An 18739-nucleotide genomic window follows, 5' to 3' on the forward strand; every position below is an offset into this window, starting at 1 on the left:
GAAACTCACCAAGGCTTATGTCGATGACCACGCACAAATTTGAACATCCGTTAAATGAGAAAACTCGTATTTATCTAAGAGTAGAGTCTCTGCTGCGTCAGGCTCACTTGGCCTCTGGTTTTGCCGATAATCACCAGTATCAACTTTTTTTCCGTGCTCTTTTTGACATGGTAGAGATCTTCGAACAGATCCAACTAAAAAGTGAATTGGCTAAAGATCTTGAGAAACAGCGCCTCTCCTATCGCCATTGGCTAAATGTAGAAGGTGTTGATCAAGAAGCCCTCAATTCCTTACTCAACGAAATTGATGTGGTTCATAGTCAATTAATGGGTGCAGAGCGTTTTGGTCAAGCGTTAAAAGAAGATCGCTTCCTTAGCTCTATTCGCCAACGTTTCAATCTGCCAGGTGGCTCGTGCTGCTTTGATTTACCAGCATTACATTACTGGCTTCATCTGCCTATTGAACGTAAAAAGCATGATGCCAACCAATGGCAAAAGAGTTTGAAACCGCTTTCCGATGCGCTCACCTTGTGGCTAAAACTTGCTCGTGAAACCGGTCATTTTAAAGCCCAAATCGCGCGCGCAGGATTCTTCCAAAGTGACGCAGATGAAGCAAATATCCTCCGACTTCATATTCCTATGAAGTATGGCGTCTACCCTATGATTTCAGGTCATAAAAATCGTTTTGCGATTAAATTTATGGCTTTTGAAAATGGTCAGGCATGCACACAAGATGTCGAGTTTGAATTAGCCGTTTGTAGCTAATCAAAACATCAAGCTATTATTCTAAATACTTCGCTTTAATACCAAGATTACAATGGGACGATTCAACCATGTCTAAAATTACTATCGTTCAATGCCCTCAATGTGGTACCGACGTTGAATGGGGAGAACAAAGTCCTCATCGCCCTTTCTGTAGTAAAAAATGCCAAATGATCGATTTTGGTGAGTGGGCAGATGAAGAAAATGCCATTGCTGGCGCCCCAGATATGTCAGACAGTGACGGCTGGTCAGAAGATCAATACTAGAGATTCTAGGTTCTAGGTTCTAGGTTCTAGGTTCTAGGTTCTAGGTTCTAGGTTCTAGGTTCTAAAAGTTGAGGAAGTTGGCGTGAAAGCGTCAACTTTTTTATTGCCTGTCGGAAAACTTTCCCTGAAGGCTTCTCCACTACTATCGGGGTTGTAACCTTTCAAGTTACAGTTCCACTCTATATCAGCGGGTTAAGTGAGTTATTTAAACACAAGCAATTTGTTTAGCTCAGAACGCAGATATTTTTCTTGCTACCTAGGAAGAGGCGCGGAGTGAACACCAATACATAAGCACCGATGACAACGGTAGAAAGAGAAATAGCCAGTTATGAGGCAAACATAAAAAAACGGAGCCCTAAAGGACTCCGTTTAATGAGAACGCTAGTTATAGCATTACTTCTTAGCAAGTTTCTCTTTGATACGAGCTGACTTACCAGAACGCTCACGTAGGTAGTACAACTTGGCACGACGTACTGCACCACGGCGTTTAACTTCGATGCTATCAACGATTGGAGAGTGTGTTTGGAACGTACGCTCAACACCTTCACCGTTAGAGATCTTACGTACAGTGAAAGCTGAGTGTAGACCACGGTTACGGATTGCGATTACAACGCCTTCGAAAGCCTGTAGACGCTCACGGTCACCTTCTTTTACCTTAACTTGAACAACAACAGTGTCACCTGGTGCAAATTTAGGTAGGTCTTGTTTCATTTGCTCTTCTTCAAGAGCCTTGATGATGTTACTCATTTTTAAAATTCCTAGAATAAACTGATACTAAATAAATTAGGTTACTTTGCATTATGCTCACTAATGAACTCTGCAAGTAATTGTTCCTGTTCGTCAGTCAGAGCTAGGTTTTCCAGGAGCTCTGGTCTTCTCAGCCAAGTTCGGCCCAGCGACTGCTTTAGTCGCCATTGACGAATGTCCTTGTGATTGCCTGACATCAGTACCGATGGCACCTCTTTGTCATCCAATACTTCTGGACGCGTATAGTGAGGGCAATCTAGCAAGCCATTAGCAAAAGAATCTTCTTCTGCTGACGCAAAATCTCCTAATACGCCCGGAATAAACCGAGATACAGAATCAATTAACGTCATGGCTGGTATCTCACCACCCGTCATCACAAAATCCCCAATCGACCATTCTTCGTCGACTTCAGATTGAATGATGCGCTCATCTACCCCTTCATAACGACCACAAATCAGAAGCAAATTCTCATTTGTTGCCAGTTCTTCGACTCCTTTTTGGTCGAGCTTACGACCTTGAGGAGAGAGGTAAATGACTTTCGTCTTACCCGGTGAGGCTTTCTTAGCGGTATGAATGGCATCGCGCAAAGGCTGAACCATCATTAACATACCAGGGCCACCACCGTAAGGTCGGTCATCGACAGTGCGATGTTTGTCGTGAGTGAAATCGCGAGGATTCCATGTTTCAATCGACAAAAGACCTTTTTTAACCGCTTGACCTGTTACTCCAAAATCAGTAACAGAACGGAACATTTTAGGAAAAAGGCTAATAACGCCAACCCACATGTTTATCTCGCTCTGTAATTTTGGAGATTAGAATCCAGGATCCCAGTCAACTTCGATCCGTTGAGCTTCGCGATCAACTTTGATGATCACTTGCTCTTCAAGGAACGGAATTAGTCGTTCCTTTTGCCCGAAAGCATCTTTAAGATTTGCTTTAACAACCAGAACATCGTTTGAGCCAGTTTCTAGCATGTCAGTAACGACACCTAGATCGTAACCTTTAGTGGTTACTACGTGCATTCCAAACAATTCACGCCAGTAGAATTCATCTTCTGACAATTCAGGAAGTACTGCAGGGTCAATAGCAATTTCAAAGTTAGTCATTAAATGCGCGTCTTCACGAACATCCATGCCTTCCAGCTTAGCCACCATACCTTTGTTATGGCGCTTCCAGCTTTCTACTTTGTACTCAACCCACTTGCCCTTTTGGTTAATATACCAAGGGCTGTAATCGAAAATGCTTTCAGCATTGTCTGTGTAGGAAAAAACCTTAAGCCAACCTCGAATGCCGTAAGTAGCACCAAACTTGCCTACAACAATCTTTTCGTTGCTCATTGTTTCTTTACCTTTCATCGACATAAACTAGTTTCTACTTCTGAAGTAAAAATTAAGCCGCTTTTTGAGCGTCTTTAACTAGCTTAGCAACGCGGTCAGATACAGACGCGCCTTGACCAACCCAGTGGTTAACGCGGTCTAGGTCTAGACGTAGACCTTCTTCTTGACCTTTAGCAGTTGGGTTGAAGAAACCAACTTTCTCGATGAAACGGCCAGTTGCAGCGTTGCGGCTGTCCGCTACTACGATTTGATAAAATGGACGCTTCTTAGCGCCGTGACGTGCCAAACGAATGGTTACCATGTCGTCCTCTTTGCTTTCTCAAAAATAAAATTAACCCCAAAAACCGTTCAATAACCTGAACAATCTGGGGTCTCGTGCCAAAATAAAGCTCTGGAATTTTACTCTTATCCCGGAGCAATGCAAGGGTTTAGTTACTTTTTCACCAACATAAATCGAAATTCAAGTTTGTGACGCAGCTAACACCCTGAAACTATAGTCACATCGATGAATTATCGACCAAATGGATTGAAGCCGCCGCCTCCACCCATACCGCCCATCATGCCTTGCATGTTACGCATCATGCCTTTCATGCCGCCCTTCTGCATTTTCTTCATCATCTTCTGCATTTGGGTGAACTGCTTCAGTAGACGGTTAACATCTTGAACCTGTACACCTGAACCTGCAGCGATACGCTTTTTACGCGAGCCTTTAATGATTTCAGGACGTTGACGCTCTTTCATCGTCATTGAGCTGATGATCGCTTCCATTTGCTTGAACATCTTGTCATCGACTTTGTCTTTCACGTCAGATGGTAGCTGAGACATACCTGGTAGCTTGTCTAGCATGCCCATCATGCCACCCATGTTTTGCATTTGACCTAGCTGTTCACGGAAGTCTTCAAGGTCGAAACCTTTCTTCTCTTTGAACTTCTTCGCTAGCTTCTCTGCTTTTTCTTGGTCAACATTGCGTTGTAGGTCTTCAATCAAAGACAGAACGTCGCCCATGCCAAGAATACGTGATGCTACTCGGTCTGGGTGGAATGGTTCTAGTGCGTCAGTTTTCTCACCGACACCTAAGAACTTAATTGGCTTGCCCGTGATATGACGAACTGACAGCGCCGCACCACCACGCGCGTCACCGTCAACCTTGGTAAGAATCACACCAGTAAGTGGTAGTGCATCACCAAAGGCTTTTGCTGTGTTCGCCGCATCTTGACCTGTCATTGCATCAACAACGAACAGCGTCTCAACAGGATTGATAGCTGAGTGAAGATCTTTGATCTCCCCCATCATTTCTTCATCGATAGCCAAACGACCCGCGGTATCGACAATTAATACGTCGTAGAATTTCTTCTTCGCGTGGTCGATTGCTGCGTTAGCAATATCAAGTGGCTTTTGATCTGGTGAAGATGGGAAGAAGTCGACACCGATGTCTGATGCTAGTGTTTCTAACTGTTTGATCGCCGCAGGACGGTAAACGTCGGCAGACACCACAAGAACTTTCTTCTTATCGCGCTCTTTTAGAAGCTTAGATAGCTTACCTACCGATGTGGTTTTACCTGCGCCTTGTAGACCTGCCATCAAAAGTACTGCTGGCGGCTGTGCTGCTAGGTTAAGCGCTTCGTTAGACTCACCCATTACCGCTTCAAGCTCTGCTTGAACGATCTTGATGAATTCTTGGCCCGGAGTTAAGGATTTAGAAACTTCTACGCCAACCGCTTTTTCTTTAACGCGGTTTACGAATTCGCGAACAACAGGAAGTGCAACGTCAGCCTCTAAAAGGGCCATACGAACTTCACGTAGGGTTTCTTTAATGTTGTCTTCGGTCAGACGACCTTTACCACTGATATTTTTCAGCGTTTTGGATAATCGATCCGTTAAATTCTCAAACATCTTTGTCTCTTCGCTAAAATGGCGATTAATTAGGGTGAGTATACCTTAGCCAACGTCACAGTCATACCCGAACACTACTCTTATAACTAAGTTGAGGGCTAACTTGTTAATTTCAATATCTCATCTCTCATGATTGATGACGCATATAACGTAGCCCCAAAGAGTAATGCAAGGTATAATTTCGTCACCGTGCACAACAACATTTAGGATTCATGGATAGCTTAATTGCCATCGCGGCCGCCATGCTCTACGTTTTGGCGATTGCGACCATCATACCTGGACTCTCTCAACAGTCAGGAATCAAAGCAAAAACAGTGTTTGCCAGTGCTGCCTGTGCGCTTGTTTTTCATGCGTGGATTTTGAGTGACCTGATATTTGATGGTTCTGGTCAAAACCTGAGTATTCTTAACGTCGCGTCTTTGATCAGTTTTATTATTTCGCTGGTCATGAGCATTGCAATGTTGAAAAACCGACTGTGGTTTTTATTGCCTGTCGTTTATAGCTTTGCTGCCATCAACTTAACTGCTGCCACATTTTTACCAAGCACGTTTGTCAAGCACTTAGAAAATGACCCGAAGCTGCTCATTCATATCTCTTTTGCACTATTTTCCTATGCAACGCTCACCATCGGCGCTTTGTACGCGCTGCAATTGGCTTGGCTCGATCACAAATTAAAAGCGAAGAAGTCGCTGGCTATTAACCCTAATTTACCACCGCTTTTAATGGTTGAACGTCAGCTATTTAAAATCATTCTGATTGGTAACTTACTGCTGACAGGCACACTCATCACTGGTTTTGTGTTTGTACAAGACATGTTTGCGCAAGGCAAAGCGCATAAAGGTATTCTTTCCTTCATTGCGTGGATCGTTTATTCCATCTTACTTTGGGGCCACTACCATAAAGGTTGGCGCGGTCGAAAAGTAACGTGGTTTGCGGTTGCTGGTGCGACGTTATTAACGTTGGCCTATTTTGGCAGTCGTTTTGTAAAAGAAATCATCTTGAATTAAGGAGCTCTCGGGCTCCTTTATCCTTTATATTCGCGGACAGATAAAATACAGTACGCATTAATTCATTGAATTCGCAGCTCACTTTGCTGTTGAATTGCCAAAAACATACAAGGAACAGCTACGTTTTGGACGACATATCTACGGGTATCTTATTTGCGCTACTCGCGTGTCTTATCGTCATATCAGGTTATTTTTCTGGTTCAGAAACAGGGATGATGTCTTTGAACCGTTACCGCTTGAAGCACTTAGCGAAAAGTGGGCATAAGGGCGCCAAACGTGTCGAAAAGTTATTAGACCGACCAGATCGCTTGATTGGTCTAATTCTTATCGGCAACAACCTCGTGAACATTCTTGCTTCAGCAATTGCGACCATCATCGGCATGCGCCTATACGGCGATTTAGGTGTCGCGATCGCAACGGGTGCGCTAACTATGGTTGTCTTGGTGTTTGCCGAAGTCACACCAAAAACCGTTGCAGCGTTGTACCCAGAGCGTGTTTCCTACGCGAGCAGCATCTTGCTCACTATCCTAATGAAAGTGCTATCACCGCTCGTAATGCTGGTGAACTTTATTACTAATGGTTTTATTCGTTTGCTTGGTGTGAAAGCTGATCACACGGTAGAGGATCATCTAAGTTCGGAAGAGTTACGCACGGTCGTAAATGAAGCTGGCGGACTTATCCCTCGTCGACACCAAGACATGTTGGTGTCTATTCTCGATCTCGAACACGTTACTGTAAATGACATTATGGTGCCACGTAATGAGATTACGGGTATCGATATTAACGATGACTGGAAATCCATTGTTCGTCAGTTAACACACTCGCCACACGGTCGAATCGTTTTTTATCGCGACCAAATCGATGAAGTGGTTGGTATGCTGCGTTTACGTGAAGCGTACCGTTTGATGCTAGAAAAGAACGAGTTTAACAAAGAGACGTTACTGCGCGCGGCAGATGAAGTGTATTACATTCCCGAAGGAACGCCGCTGAACGTACAAATGTTGAAGTTCCAACGCAACAAGCAGCGCATCGGTCTGATCGTAGACGAGTACGGTGATATTATCGGTCTAATCACCCTTGAAGACATCCTAGAAGAGATCATTGGTGAGTTCACGACGTCTATTTCTCCTAGTTTGTCTGATGAAATCAGCCCACAAGGCGATGGCAGTTTCTTAATTGAAGGCAGCACCAATATCCGCGATATCAACAAAGGTTTGAAATGGGATTTACCTACCGATGGCCCTAGAACCTTGAATGGTCTGATTTTGGAACACCTAGAAGATATTCCAGAGAGTCATTTAAGTGTCCGTGTCGCGGGCCACCCGATGGAAATTGTTGAAATCGAAGAAAACCGAATCAAATTAGTTCGAGTCTATCCGAAGAAGAAAAAATCAACGTCCAAATAACCAAAACAAAAAGCCTGACTCATGTCAGGCTTTTTGTTTTGTGTTGCCGTTCCAAAAGAACTTAGTCTACGCGCAGCTCTTTTAGCATTGATTCTGGCAAAGCCAACTCGTCGTTTTTATTAACAGACACACCTGCGGCTAGAATGTTCTTGGCAATTTGCTGTGCTTCTTCTAAAGAATGCATCGCTGCAGTACCACACTGGTACTCATTTAGCTCAGGGATTTTGTTCTGGCTTTCCACTTTTAGCACATCTTCCATAGAAGCAAGCCATGCGTCTGCGACTTGCTGTTCAGAAGGCGTACCAATGAGACTCATGTAAAAACCAGTGCGACATCCCATCGGTGAGATATCAATGATTTCCACACTGTCACCATTTAGGTGATTGCGCATGAAACCTGCGTACAAGTGCTCTAGTGTATGAATGCCTTTCTCTGAAAGAATGTCTTTGTTAGGCGCAGTGAAGCGTAAGTCGAAAACCGTAATGGTATCTCCTTTTGGAGTTTGCATGGTTTTCGCGACACGCACTGCTGGTGCATTCATGCGAGTGTGGTCTACGGTGAAGCTATCGAGTAAAGGCATTACATCTCTCCTGATTGTAATTCCAACACCTTGAGGTATTGGTTTGGTTTTTATACCCAAATGGGGTTAAAAGAACCAGCTGCTGTTGTCTTCCAATTCCTGACGACATTGTTTCAGCTGCCAGCCATAAGTCTTTGCGGTTTGCTCAACGCGCCGAGCCACTTTCATCAAACTAGACTTTCTTTTGTAGGTTCCACGTTTATAACCGCCTCGCCCTTCATGATAGGCCAGATACTGGTTATAAGGGTCCCACAATGAAATGCCTAACTGGCGACGAGTCTCGTGGGTATACCACCCAACAAACATTATCGAATCATCAAAATTGGTGCGCGAACCACCTTGTCCGGTGGAATCTTGGAAGTCATCCCAAGCTGGATCTTGAGCCTGAGCATAGCCATACGCACTGCTTACGCGTCCCCAAGGGATGAAACCCAATACGTAATCTTTGGGTGGTTTGGCATCATGGCGGAAGCTGCTTTCCTGCTTGATGATGGCCATGGCAACATGAATGGGCGTTCCCCACTCTTTTTCCATATCTTTCGCATCATCATACCAACCAGATTTTTCTCGGAATATCTCACATAGGTTATCTTGCTGTTTTGGTGGCGCTGTCGCACATCCCGCAAGCAACACACTTCCTAGCACCGATACAACCAACGGCTTAATGTTCAATCCCACCCAATCCTTACTTATTGATTATTGTTTTAGATAAGCGAAGTAGTTTTCCAGAAACTCGTCAAAAGATAACGTATCGCTTTCTTCCGCTTGTCGCTGTTTCTCAACTGAAGAAGCCACTTCCGTTTCCATTATATCTTGCGAGTAATGTTGGTAACCGTGAGCCAGATTTTCTTCACGGAACTTCATGCCAAGAGCACAACCTACTTTGCCAAGTCCACCAAGTTCTTTGGTTAGCTCAAGCAATTGGCCAGAAATCGTCAGTTCAGGGTTATCAATCCATGCTTCTAGCTTGTCACATACAGCTTGGTAAGCGTCGCCACCAGCCGCAGAATCCATCTCTACTGCAATTTGGCGCAACTCAACGAATACTCGCTTCGCCCAATCTTGCAAAGATAAGCGTTCACCTTGGCAACCGATTTGCAGCATCAAACCTTTTTCACGACCAGAGATGATCACTTTGTTCCAGTTGTCACGCCAGCATTCTAGTTCGCAGTTATCCATTGGGTCAGAATCTGACAACGCCGCCCACGTTAGGAAAAGATCTAAGAAACGAACTTGCTCTTCGCTAACACCAACGGCACTGAATGGGTTCACATCTAATGAGCGCACTTCAATGTATTCCACGCCCGCGCGACTCAATGCATCTGATGGCTTCTCACCACTTTTTGCTACGCGTTTCGGACGAATTGGTGCGTACAATTCATTTTCAATCTGGAGAATGTTGGTATTGAGCTGACGGTACTCACCATCCACTTTTACTCCAATTTTTGCGAATTCTTCAGATGGCCGACGAATCGCATCACCTAAACCTTCAAGATATTGGTCAATACTGTTGAAACCAATTTTCAATACGCTTTGAGCACTGTTGGTATAACCAAGATCACTCAAGCGAAGAGACGTCGCTTTAGGGAGATACAGTGTCCCTCCGATGCTTTCAAACGGGAGTTTAGTCTCACGGCCTTGAATGAACGAACCACATAACGCTGGCGATGCACCAAAGAAGTAAGGGATCATCCAACCAAAACGGTAATAGTTACGAATCAAAGCAAAGTAAGCGGCTGATTTAGTGTCTTGGCGAGCTTGCTCATCCTGCTCGCCATAAAGCGCATCCCAAAATGACTCAGGGAATGAAAAGTTGAAGTGAACACCAGAAATAATCTGCATCAAGCTGCCGTAACGGCGTTTTAGCCCCTCACGGTACAATGTTTTCATTTTCGCCGAGTTCGATGAACCGTACTGAGCAAGCTGAATATCATCTTCACTGCCGACATAACATGGCATAGAAAGCGGCCACATCTTTTCTTCGCCCATTTTGGTTTGAGTGAAATGGTGAATGTCTTTCAGTTGCGCCATCAATTCTGGAATGTCATGAGAAACCGGAGTGATGAACTCCAGCAACGATTCAGAAAAGTCGGTGGTGATCCATTTGTTTGTGAACGCTGAGCCCAAACCCTCTGGATGAGGTGTTGTTGCTAGGTGTCCATCCTGACGATAGCGCAAAGTTTCTCGCTCAACACCGCGTCCAAACTGCTTAAATACTTCGGGGTTTGATGCAACTTTTTTTAGTCGCGCAGCAAAATCAGTCAAAATGAGGTTCGCTTATATTAGGAGCAGGACACTTGTCGCTCGGGACAAGTGAAAGCTAAGTTATTGATAGTTCATGCATCTAGATAAACAACCCATTAAAAGTCGCTTATCTAGATGAATAGCGGAGAGATCACTCTCCGCTATTAAATGTGTACTCTATCGAATGATTTCAAGCTCTTCTACGTCTTTCCCCAACTTTTCTAGTTGAGGACGAAGTGATTTAGCATCACCAACGACAATGATTTGATAGTCATTCGGATCAAACCATTTTTGAGCTAATGCATTCAAAGTTTGCTTACCCACTTTCTCAACGATAGCGTTTCTTTGCTGCAAGTAATCTTGATCGAGGTTGTATTTGAGAATATCACTAATGAGTTCCGCTTTTTGTGTCGGCGTTTCATACTTCAGTGCATCTTTTTGACCGACCGCTTGGCGCATAAATTTCATTTCTTCATCAGTCATTCCAGATTGAGCGTATTCATTCAGCTCATTTTCCATCTCGATAATCGATGCGACCGTCGAATCGGCACGAACTTGCGCGGTAAATACAACCGAACCGGTTTCAGGATTCCCCGAGAAGTAACCGTAAGCACCGTAGGTGTAGCCTTTGTCTTCACGCAGGTTTTGGTTGATGCGACTGTTAAAGTTACCCGCTAGGTTAAAGTTCGCGAGCTGGCTTAGATAAAAGTCACCCGTGGCATCATAAGGCATGCCTTGACGAACCATCATAACCACACTTTGCGGTGCTCCTGGTTTGTCGACAAGATGAATTTTCTGCTCACCTAATGCTGGTATTGTTTGAGGAGCATAAAGTGGTGCCGCTTCATCTTTCCATTCAGCCCAAAACGCAAGCTTCTGCTCAATGTCTTGTTTAGCAATGTCACCCACCACCACGACTTGTGCGCTCTGCGGTGTGTAGTGCTTAGCGTAGAACTCACGCACATCATCAAGCGTTAGCGCACTGACACCAGCTTGCGTGCCGTCTTTCGGACGAGCGAAAACAGAATCGCCATACAGCACTTGTCGACTTGCTTGAGATGCCATCCAACTTGGATTTTGATGTTCGTACACAAGCCCTTCGAGTGCCTGCATTTTCACACGATCAAAATCTTCTTGTTTGAACGCTGGCGACAGCAGCATCTCTTCAACGATTTTCAGTGTTGGCTCTAAATTCTTTTCTAAAGAAGAAACGCTGATGTTCGTAGTGTAGCCTGTGGCATCGACAGAGATCATGCTGCCGAGTTTATCGAGCTCAGCTTGAATTTGTTCCACGCTACGTTTGGTCGTTCCTTCTTGCAACATAGCAGCCGTCAGTTGCGCTAAGCCTTCTTTGCCTTTTTCCACAAAACGCGTGCCCGCTGGTAAGCTGAACTGCATCATGACTGTCGGAGTTTCGTTGCTCACGGTACCGAGTAATTCAGAGCCGTTGTCAAAATGCACGTTGTACAGTTCTGGCATTGTTGCTTTCACTGGCTCACCTACCGGTGGCTGTACTGAACGATCAAAATTGTCCGTTGCGCGGCGATAGGCTAACTGATCATCGGTAATTTTTTTGTACTCTGGCAAGGTACGCTCTGGCGTTGTAAATGTCGCAGACTTAACAGCAAGATCCGTTTTGCCTTTTGGTACCACGCTCAAGGTGACTTTCGACTTACCTTGAATAAAGTTTTGGTACACCTTCTCAACAGATTGAGGAGTCACGGCACGAATCTGTTCCAATTGTTTTTCAATCAAATCAGGTTGGCCAAAGAAAGTTTCATTCGACGCTAGCTGTGTGACTTTACCTTTCACGCTTTCAAGCGCGAAAATCGCATCCGCTTCAGCTTTACCTTTCAATTGCTCCAGACGATCGTCAGTGACGCCTTTCTCTGCAAACTTGCTCATCGATTTCATGAGCTCACCGTACAAGGTCGAAAGATCACCTTTGTCTCCAGAATCTCCCATCGCGTAGACATAGAAATTACACGCAAGCTCTGCACAGTCATGGAAGGAACCCGCATCAACCGCTTTTTGCGTCTTCACTAAATCTTGGTACAGCACGCTGTTGGTACCACCACCTAATACTTCCGATAGCGTATCCAGAGATGCTTGGCTCTCTTCGCCGCTGTATGTGGTTGGCCACGCAATCATTACCATCGGTTGTTGGATACGATCTTCCAACGTAATGTATTTGTCTTCTTGCAACTTAGCTGGTTGTTTCGGTGCGTTTTCAACTTCTGGACCACGAGGAATGGAACCGAAGTATTTGTTTACCCACGCCAGTGTTTGCTCGACATCTAAGTCACCACCGATCGTGATCGTCGCATTATTTGGACCGTACCAACGCAAGAAAAACGCTTTAAGATCATTCACGTCAACACGATCAAGATCTTCAACGTAACCGATGGTTTGCCATGAGTAAGGATGACCTTCTGGGTATAACACTTCAGACATACGTTCCCAAATCAAACCGTACGGGCGGTTGTCATAACGTTGCGCACGCTCATTTTTCACCGTAGATCGTTGAATTTCAAATTTGCGCTGTGAAACCGCATCAAGCAAAAAGCCCATACGATCCGATTCAAGCCACAGCATTTTTTCCAGCTGATTCGCAGGAACGGTTTCAAAGTAATTGGTGCGATCGCGATTGGTCGTACCGTTTAACGTACCACCCGCCTCTGTGATGATTTTGAAGTGCTCTTGATCACCAACATTCTCTGAGCCTTGGAACATCATATGTTCAAAGAAGTGCGCAAAGCCCGACTTACCGATTTCTTCACGAGCTGAACCGACGTGATACGTGACATCAACGTGTACCAATGGATCAGAACCCTCTGGCGCTAGAATTACGGTCAGGCCGTTATCGAGTTTGTATTTTTGATATGGGATCTTAACTTTGCCGTCTTCTGCTTTCGATGATTCGACGAAAGTCACCCCTTTTGGCAACGATGAAACAGGGGAATTTGATGCACAGCCCGTGATCACTAACAGTGAGCACGCGCCAACCCAAAACATTCTCATGTACTTTCCTTAAAATAATCCGAGATAAATGGCCGCCAACAAGCTGTACCGAGCGGCTTTTCCTAAAAATATTAAAATCACACACGGCAGAAGTTTCATCCTTAACCATCCAGCCGCGAGACACAACGGATCACCAATAATTGGTAACCAACTGAAAAATAATCCCCAGTAGCCATATTTTGCTAGCCACTTTAAAGCGGTATGACCATGTTTTTCTTCTTGGGTTTTATTGGGGATCCATAACCCAAGCCAGTAATTGGTTAAGCCACCAAGCGTATTACCTATTGTGGCAACCAAAAGAATAGAAGAAACCGCATATTGATTGAGAGAGAGAGTTGCTATCAGCCCAGCTTCAGAGCCACCAGGCAGTAAGGTGGCGCTCAGAAAACCCGTTAAAAAAAGCACCCACAATGCTGAATCAGAAAACCAAAGGGCTAAATATTCAAAAGCTGAATTGAATGCGTCTAGCATGTCATATCAAGTAATACCTTGCCTCTCGTTCGCCCCGATTCCACTTGTTGGTGTGCGGCGATAACTTCAGTCATTGGGTAAATGTGTTGCACTTCTGTTTTAAGTAATCCCACACCTACCATGTACAACAACGTGTCTAACTGTGAAGGATCTGGCTCAACCAACATACCGCTTGCCTCGAAGCCTAACAGCTTGGCCTTGTCACAAATTAATTCAGCGCTAATCGTTGGTACCGTGATCACGCGGGCATTGTCTTTTAGGCACTTGAGAGCATCTAGAGCCGCATCACCACCAACCAAATCAATTAAAACATCAACGCCTTCAACACGTTCTGACACTGGTGCAAATTGATAGTTCACTGCATGAGCGCCAAGTGTGGCGAGGTAGTCTAAATTTCGTTCACTGCAGGTGGTAAACACTTCGGCTTTTGTCGCCACAGCAATCTGCACCGCTAAGTGCCCTACGCCACCCGCTCCTGCGAGAATTAATACTCTATCGCATTCGCTGACATTCGCTTTGCTTAATGCTTGAGCAGCGGTTTGCCCTGCCAATGGTAAAACCGCCGCCGCTTCTAGCGTGACCGAACTTGGCACGTGACTTAGCTCCGACTCCGGAACACAAACATATTGGCTATAACCACCACCTTGGAGAGGAAAGCCAATAAAACCGGCCACTTCATCTCCCACAGCAAAGCGAGAAGTCTTAGTACCACAAGAGACGACTTTCCCAGAAATATCGTAACCTGGCACCCAAGGCAGTTTGTCTTTATTCTGGGAAGCAGCCCAGCCAAGTCCCGCTCGTGTTTTGACATCGATAGGATTCACGCCAGCATAATGCACCTTGACCAACACTTCGCCAGACTTAGGGATCGGAGTTTCAGCGCTTTGAATCGCCAGAACATTGGCGTCGCCAAACTCAGTGATAACAATCTGTTTATGTTCCATAACTCACTCCCTGAGGGACAAATAAAAAAGGGATGCCGGAGCATCCCTTTGACTATAAACCATTTTGTTTAACCAAGTTAATGGCAAGCATGTAAATTGGTTGATAATTTTATCTTCAACACGATAACTGTATTTACGTGTTACAAGAGTCTTTATCCAACCAAGGCCAACAGAATACCTGCCGCTACCGCGGAGCCAAGTACGCCAGCTACGTTTGGTCCCATCGCATGCATCAACAAGAAGTTTTGAGGGTTTGCATCAAGCCCGACTTTGTTCACCACACGCGCTGCCATAGGTACAGCAGACACCCCTGCCGCGCCAATGAGAGGGTTGATGTCCTCTTCTGAGAACTTATTGAGAAGCTTAGCCATGAGCACACCTGCGCCTGTACCGATACTGAACGCCACAGCGCCTAGACCAAGAATGCCTAATGTTTCCAAGTTTAAGAACTGGTCAGCTTGCAGTTTCGAGCCAACCCCTAAACCCAAGAAGATAGTCACAATATTGATCAGTTCATTTTGTGCAGTTTTCGATAAACGATCCACCACACCCGCTTCACGCATCAGGTTACCGAGACAGAACATACCAACCAATGGTGTCGCAGAAGGTAGGAACAGAATTGTCATCAACAGCACGGCCATCGGGAAGAACACTTTTTCCCATTTACCAACATGACGAAGCTGCGCCATTTTGATTTCACGCTCTTCTTTGGTAGTCAGCGCTTTCATAATTGGCGGTTGAATGATCGGAACTAATGCCATGTAGCTGTATGCAGCTACCGCAATCGCCCCCAATAAGTCTGGCGACAACTTGCTGGCCAAGAAGATCGCCGTTGGACCATCAGCACCACCGATGATGGCGATCGATGATGCATCTGCCATCGAGAATTCCATCCCTGGCACAAAGTTAAGCAAAATCGCCCCAAACAAGGTCGCAAAAATACCAAACTGCGCTGCCGCCCCTAACCAAAGTGTTTTAGGGTTCGCGATCAATGCGCCAAAGTCCGTCATCGCACCAACGCCCATAAAGATCAACAATGGGAAAACTCCCGATTCGATCCCGATATAGTAGACGTAGTACAACAAACCGCCCGGCTCAGTGAAGCCCGCATTAGGAATGTTAGCTAAGATAGCGCCAAAGCCAATTGGCAATAAAAGTAATGGTTCAAAGCCTTTACGAATCGCTAGAAACAACAGCGTACAGCCAACCAGCATCATGCAGATTTGGCCAAACTCAAAGTTAGCGATCCCTGTTTCTGACCATAAGGTCATCAATCCGTCCATGATACTCCCTTACGCCAAGCTGAGAAGAGGTGCACCAACGGTAACGGCATCACCCTCTTTTACGTTCAGTTCTTGAACGATACCACCGCGAGCTGCACGAACTTCCGTTTCCATCTTCATTGCTTCAAGGATCAGTAGGACATCACCTTCTGCGACTTCAGCACCCGGCTGAACGTTCACTTTAAAGATGTTTCCTGCAAGCGGTGCAGGAACCGATTCCGCATTTGTCGTCACAGGCGCAACGGGAGCGGCCACTGGTGCAGAAGCTGAACTTGGCGTCACAGAAGTCAATTGTCCTTTTGGCCCCACTTCAACTTCGTAGACTTGTCCATCAACGCGAACACTGTAAGTTTCTACGCTACCAGACGCGACTGGAGCCGCAGGCGCTGCAACTGGTTTTGCACTTTCCAATGTAGGTGCTGGTTCAAAAGCGTCAGGTTTACCACGGTTTTTAAGGAACTTCAGACCAACTTGAGGGAACAACGCATAAGTAAGTACGTCATCAACGCGTTCACTCGCAAGCTTAATGCCTTCAGATTGAGCCTTATCCATTAAATCCACCGTTAGAGCTTCCATTTCTGACTCTAACAAATCAGCAGGACGACACGTAATTGGCTCTTTACCTTCAAGGACTTTAGCTTGTAGATCGGCATTCACTGCCGCAGGAGCGGCACCGTACTCACCTTTGAGAACACCAGCTGTTTCTTTAGTGATGCTCTTGTAGCGCTCGCCGGTCAGTACGTTAATGACGGCTTGAGTACCAACGATCTGAGACGTCGGTGTTACGAGAGGAATAAAGCCAAGATCTTCACGTACACGTGGGATTTCTTCTAACACCTCGTCGATACGATCCGCTGCACCTTGCTCTTTTAGCTGACCTTCCATATTCGTCAACATACCACCTGGCACTTGAGCGATAAGGATACGAGAATCCACGCCTTTTAGTTGCCCTTCCCACTTCGCGTATTTCTTACGTACTTCACGGAAGTAAGCTGCAATAGGTTCTAGTTGATCAAGTTTCAGATTGGTGTCGCGCTCAGTACCTTGCAGCATTGCTACAACCGTTTCTGTCGGAGTATGCCCGTAAGTACAGCTCATCGAAGAAATAGCCGTATCGAGGATGTCGATACCAGCCTCTACCGCTTTGATTGCCGTAGCAGTAGAAAGACCAGTGGTAGCATGGCAGTGAAGTGCCAGTGGTACATCACAAGAGGCTTTAATGCGTGTGATTAGCTCTTGCGCTTCGTAAGGCTTTAGCAAGCCAGACATGTCTTTGATACACAGAGAATGACAACCGAGATCTTCCAAACGCTTTGCTAAATCAACCCAAGTATCCGTATTGTGAACAGGGCTTGTTGTGTATGACAGGGTGCCTTGCGCATGAGCGCCAACATCTACCGCCGATTTCACCGCTTTTTGGAAATTGCGAACATCGTTCATCGCATCAAAGATACGGAATACATCCATACCGTTGGCATGAGCACGCTCAACGAACTTCTCTACTACGTCATCAGCATAATGGCGATATCCTAAAAGGTTTTGACCACGAAGTAGCATTTGCATTGGTGTATTTGGCATCGCCTTTTTCAACTCACGTAGACGCTCCCAAGGGTCTTCCCCAAGGAATCGAATACACGAATCAAACGTTGCACCACCCCAGGTTTCTAGGGACCAGTATCCAATCTTATCCAACTCAGCTGCGATAGGCAGCATATCTTCGATACGCATACGCGTAGCAAACAGTGATTGATGGGCGTCTCGAAGGACCACATCGGTAATAGCTAGTGGTTTAGACATGCTCTTAAACTCCTTTTTAATCCTATATTCGGCTACTTCGCGATTGAAGCGCGATGTTGATGAATCGCCGCTGAAATCGCTGCCACTACTTGTGGACTAACAGCTGAAGAGGTTGATTGAACTTTGGTATTTGTTTTTGGTGCTGCGATCGGCTCTGGTACTTCTTCTGGTACCAGTTTCGACAATAGCCGAACGAGATAAACAAGAATGGTGAGGAAAATAAATACGACCGCCATCCCCGTAACCATAAGGGTGGCCGCATCTACTAGCAGGCTTCCTATATTCGTCATGTTGCTTCCTTTCTTTGTCATCCTGACAACGTGCAGGACTTTATTAGCGTCAAATCCCGACCAATGGATTATCTCGATTGGTTAAATTTTGTCAATTTTGTTTAAGGAAGGATTTAAATAATCTCCATAATTGATTATTTATTCACTACCCAGATCACAATTCAAACTTAAACCATCGAGTTAGAACGAATGCTCAATATATAAACAGGTTAATTCAAAGAGCACGAGAAAACTGCGATTAAGATTTCAAAACAAAACAAGTGAGATTAAAAGAAAGAACTATTAAAACAAAAAGATAGGAGTAAAGATCAAAACAAAAACACCATTGAAACATGTGATTAACATATTTTATTTAAATCACGCTAGTCATCATTTTGCTGGAAACGAAGAAAGCATGGAGCACCGATGATGAATTATTAGAGATGATTGACTAGATACGTAAAGTGACATTGCAGTTCAATCAGATAAGAAAAGAAACCTACTTTGACAGCGCAGACTAGAGAATAAGTAGTGAGTGTTTGTTTTTCAGATACAAAAAAAGCCTCGCATAAGCGAGGCTTTTTGATAAGTGGCGCGTCCTGGAGGATTCGAACCTCCGACCGCCTGGTTCGTAGCCAGGTACTCTATCCAGCTGAGCTAAGGACGCGCAGTTTTCGATATCGGTATTACCAATATCAGGAGTTCACAAAAAC

General features: G+C 45.1%; 18 protein-coding genes and 1 tRNA gene. 4 read left to right on the forward strand and 15 right to left on the reverse strand.

Annotation, left to right across the window (positions count from 1 at the left end; all coding sequences use genetic code 11):
* The first annotated feature begins 23 nt into the window (after positions 1 to 23).
* Both zapD and yacG read left to right on the forward strand, forming a co-directional pair.
* A complete protein-coding gene (gene zapD / locus NL646_RS14430; protein WP_023624252.1) occupies positions 24 to 764 on the forward strand; it encodes a cell division protein ZapD in 741 nt (246 codons plus the stop codon).
* 68 nt (positions 765 to 832) lie between these two features.
* Positions 833 to 1027 (forward strand): DNA gyrase inhibitor YacG, encoded by a 195-nt coding sequence (yacG, locus tag NL646_RS14435; protein WP_005462546.1) that lies wholly within the window; start codon positions 833 to 835, stop codon positions 1025 to 1027.
* A gap of 393 nt (positions 1028 to 1420) precedes the next feature.
* Here the strand turns inward: yacG and rplS are convergent, their stop codons facing one another.
* The 5 genes from rplS to ffh all read right to left on the reverse strand — a co-directional run bounded on the left by rplS (position 1421) and on the right by ffh (position 5004).
* Positions 1421 to 1774, reverse strand: coding sequence for a 50S ribosomal protein L19 (rplS, locus tag NL646_RS14440; protein ID WP_145532528.1), 354 nt, complete (start codon positions 1772 to 1774; stop codon positions 1421 to 1423).
* A 41-nt stretch (positions 1775 to 1815) separates the two neighbouring features.
* Positions 1816 to 2559, reverse strand: coding sequence for a tRNA (guanosine(37)-N1)-methyltransferase TrmD (trmD, locus tag NL646_RS14445; protein ID WP_253664359.1), 744 nt, complete (start codon positions 2557 to 2559; stop codon positions 1816 to 1818).
* Positions 2560 to 2586: 27 nt separating this feature from the next.
* Positions 2587 to 3135 carry a ribosome maturation factor RimM gene (rimM, locus tag NL646_RS14450; protein ID WP_005462552.1) on the reverse strand — a complete coding sequence of 183 codons (549 nt, stop codon included), beginning with the start codon at positions 3133 to 3135 and terminating at the stop codon, positions 2587 to 2589.
* A 28-nt stretch (positions 3136 to 3163) separates the two neighbouring features.
* Positions 3164 to 3412 (reverse strand): 30S ribosomal protein S16, encoded by a 249-nt coding sequence (gene rpsP / locus NL646_RS14455; RefSeq protein ID WP_005379962.1) that lies wholly within the window; start codon positions 3410 to 3412, stop codon positions 3164 to 3166.
* A gap of 209 nt (positions 3413 to 3621) precedes the next feature.
* Positions 3622 to 5004, reverse strand: a complete 1383-nt coding sequence (gene ffh, locus NL646_RS14460; RefSeq protein ID WP_005462555.1) for a signal recognition particle protein — start codon at positions 5002 to 5004, stop codon at positions 3622 to 3624.
* Positions 5005 to 5216: 212 nt separating this feature from the next.
* Here ffh and NL646_RS14465 point away from each other — a divergent pair, with 212 nt between their 5' ends.
* Complete coding sequence (locus NL646_RS14465) at positions 5217 to 6011, forward strand: inner membrane protein YpjD (RefSeq protein ID WP_005462565.1); 795 nt, start codon at positions 5217 to 5219, stop codon at positions 6009 to 6011.
* 125 nt (positions 6012 to 6136) lie between these two features.
* Positions 6137 to 7417, forward strand: a complete 1281-nt coding sequence (locus NL646_RS14470; protein WP_005462557.1) for an HlyC/CorC family transporter — start codon at positions 6137 to 6139, stop codon at positions 7415 to 7417.
* A 61-nt stretch (positions 7418 to 7478) separates the two neighbouring features.
* Here NL646_RS14470 and luxS read toward each other — a convergent pair whose 3' ends face one another.
* The 10 genes from luxS to NL646_RS14520 all read right to left on the reverse strand — a co-directional run bounded on the left by luxS (position 7479) and on the right by NL646_RS14520 (position 18693).
* A complete protein-coding gene (gene luxS / locus NL646_RS14475; protein ID WP_005462534.1) occupies positions 7479 to 7997 on the reverse strand; it encodes an S-ribosylhomocysteine lyase in 519 nt (172 codons plus the stop codon).
* A 66-nt stretch (positions 7998 to 8063) separates the two neighbouring features.
* Complete coding sequence (locus NL646_RS14480) at positions 8064 to 8669, reverse strand: hypothetical protein (protein ID WP_180761096.1); 606 nt, start codon at positions 8667 to 8669, stop codon at positions 8064 to 8066.
* A 24-nt stretch (positions 8670 to 8693) separates the two neighbouring features.
* Positions 8694 to 10262 (reverse strand): glutamate--cysteine ligase, encoded by a 1569-nt coding sequence (gene gshA / locus NL646_RS14485; protein ID WP_015297257.1) that lies wholly within the window; start codon positions 10260 to 10262, stop codon positions 8694 to 8696.
* Between the two features lie 156 nt (positions 10263 to 10418).
* Positions 10419 to 13262, reverse strand: a complete 2844-nt coding sequence (locus tag NL646_RS14490) for a pitrilysin family protein (protein ID WP_253664360.1) — start codon at positions 13260 to 13262, stop codon at positions 10419 to 10421.
* A gap of 9 nt (positions 13263 to 13271) precedes the next feature.
* The gene (locus tag NL646_RS14495) at positions 13272 to 13733 is read right to left on the reverse strand and encodes a YqaA family protein (protein WP_140302425.1); all 462 of its coding nucleotides are present in this window, start codon (positions 13731 to 13733) and stop codon (positions 13272 to 13274) included.
* Positions 13727 to 14677: an NADP-dependent oxidoreductase gene (locus tag NL646_RS14500; protein ID WP_020841264.1), complete on the reverse strand. Its 951-nt coding sequence runs from the start codon at positions 14675 to 14677 to the stop codon at positions 13727 to 13729. Before NL646_RS14500 ends, NL646_RS14495 begins: the two co-directional genes overlap by 7 nt.
* Before the next feature lie 152 nt (positions 14678 to 14829).
* The gene (locus tag NL646_RS14505; RefSeq protein WP_005462536.1) at positions 14830 to 15960 is read right to left on the reverse strand and encodes a sodium ion-translocating decarboxylase subunit beta; all 1131 of its coding nucleotides are present in this window, start codon (positions 15958 to 15960) and stop codon (positions 14830 to 14832) included.
* Positions 15961 to 15969: 9 nt separating this feature from the next.
* Positions 15970 to 17757 (reverse strand): sodium-extruding oxaloacetate decarboxylase subunit alpha, encoded by a 1788-nt coding sequence (oadA, locus tag NL646_RS14510; protein ID WP_025554646.1) that lies wholly within the window; start codon positions 17755 to 17757, stop codon positions 15970 to 15972.
* Between the two features lie 32 nt (positions 17758 to 17789).
* Positions 17790 to 18047: an oxaloacetate decarboxylase subunit gamma gene (locus NL646_RS14515; protein WP_005493951.1), complete on the reverse strand. Its 258-nt coding sequence runs from the start codon at positions 18045 to 18047 to the stop codon at positions 17790 to 17792.
* A 569-nt stretch (positions 18048 to 18616) separates the two neighbouring features.
* A tRNA-Arg gene (locus NL646_RS14520) sits at positions 18617 to 18693 on the reverse strand.
* Positions 18694 to 18739 lie beyond the last annotated feature (46 nt).

This window comes from Vibrio sp. Y20_XG_PY13 (assembly GCF_024181925.1).
Classification (GTDB): domain Bacteria; phylum Pseudomonadota; class Gammaproteobacteria; order Enterobacterales; family Vibrionaceae; genus Vibrio; species Vibrio parahaemolyticus.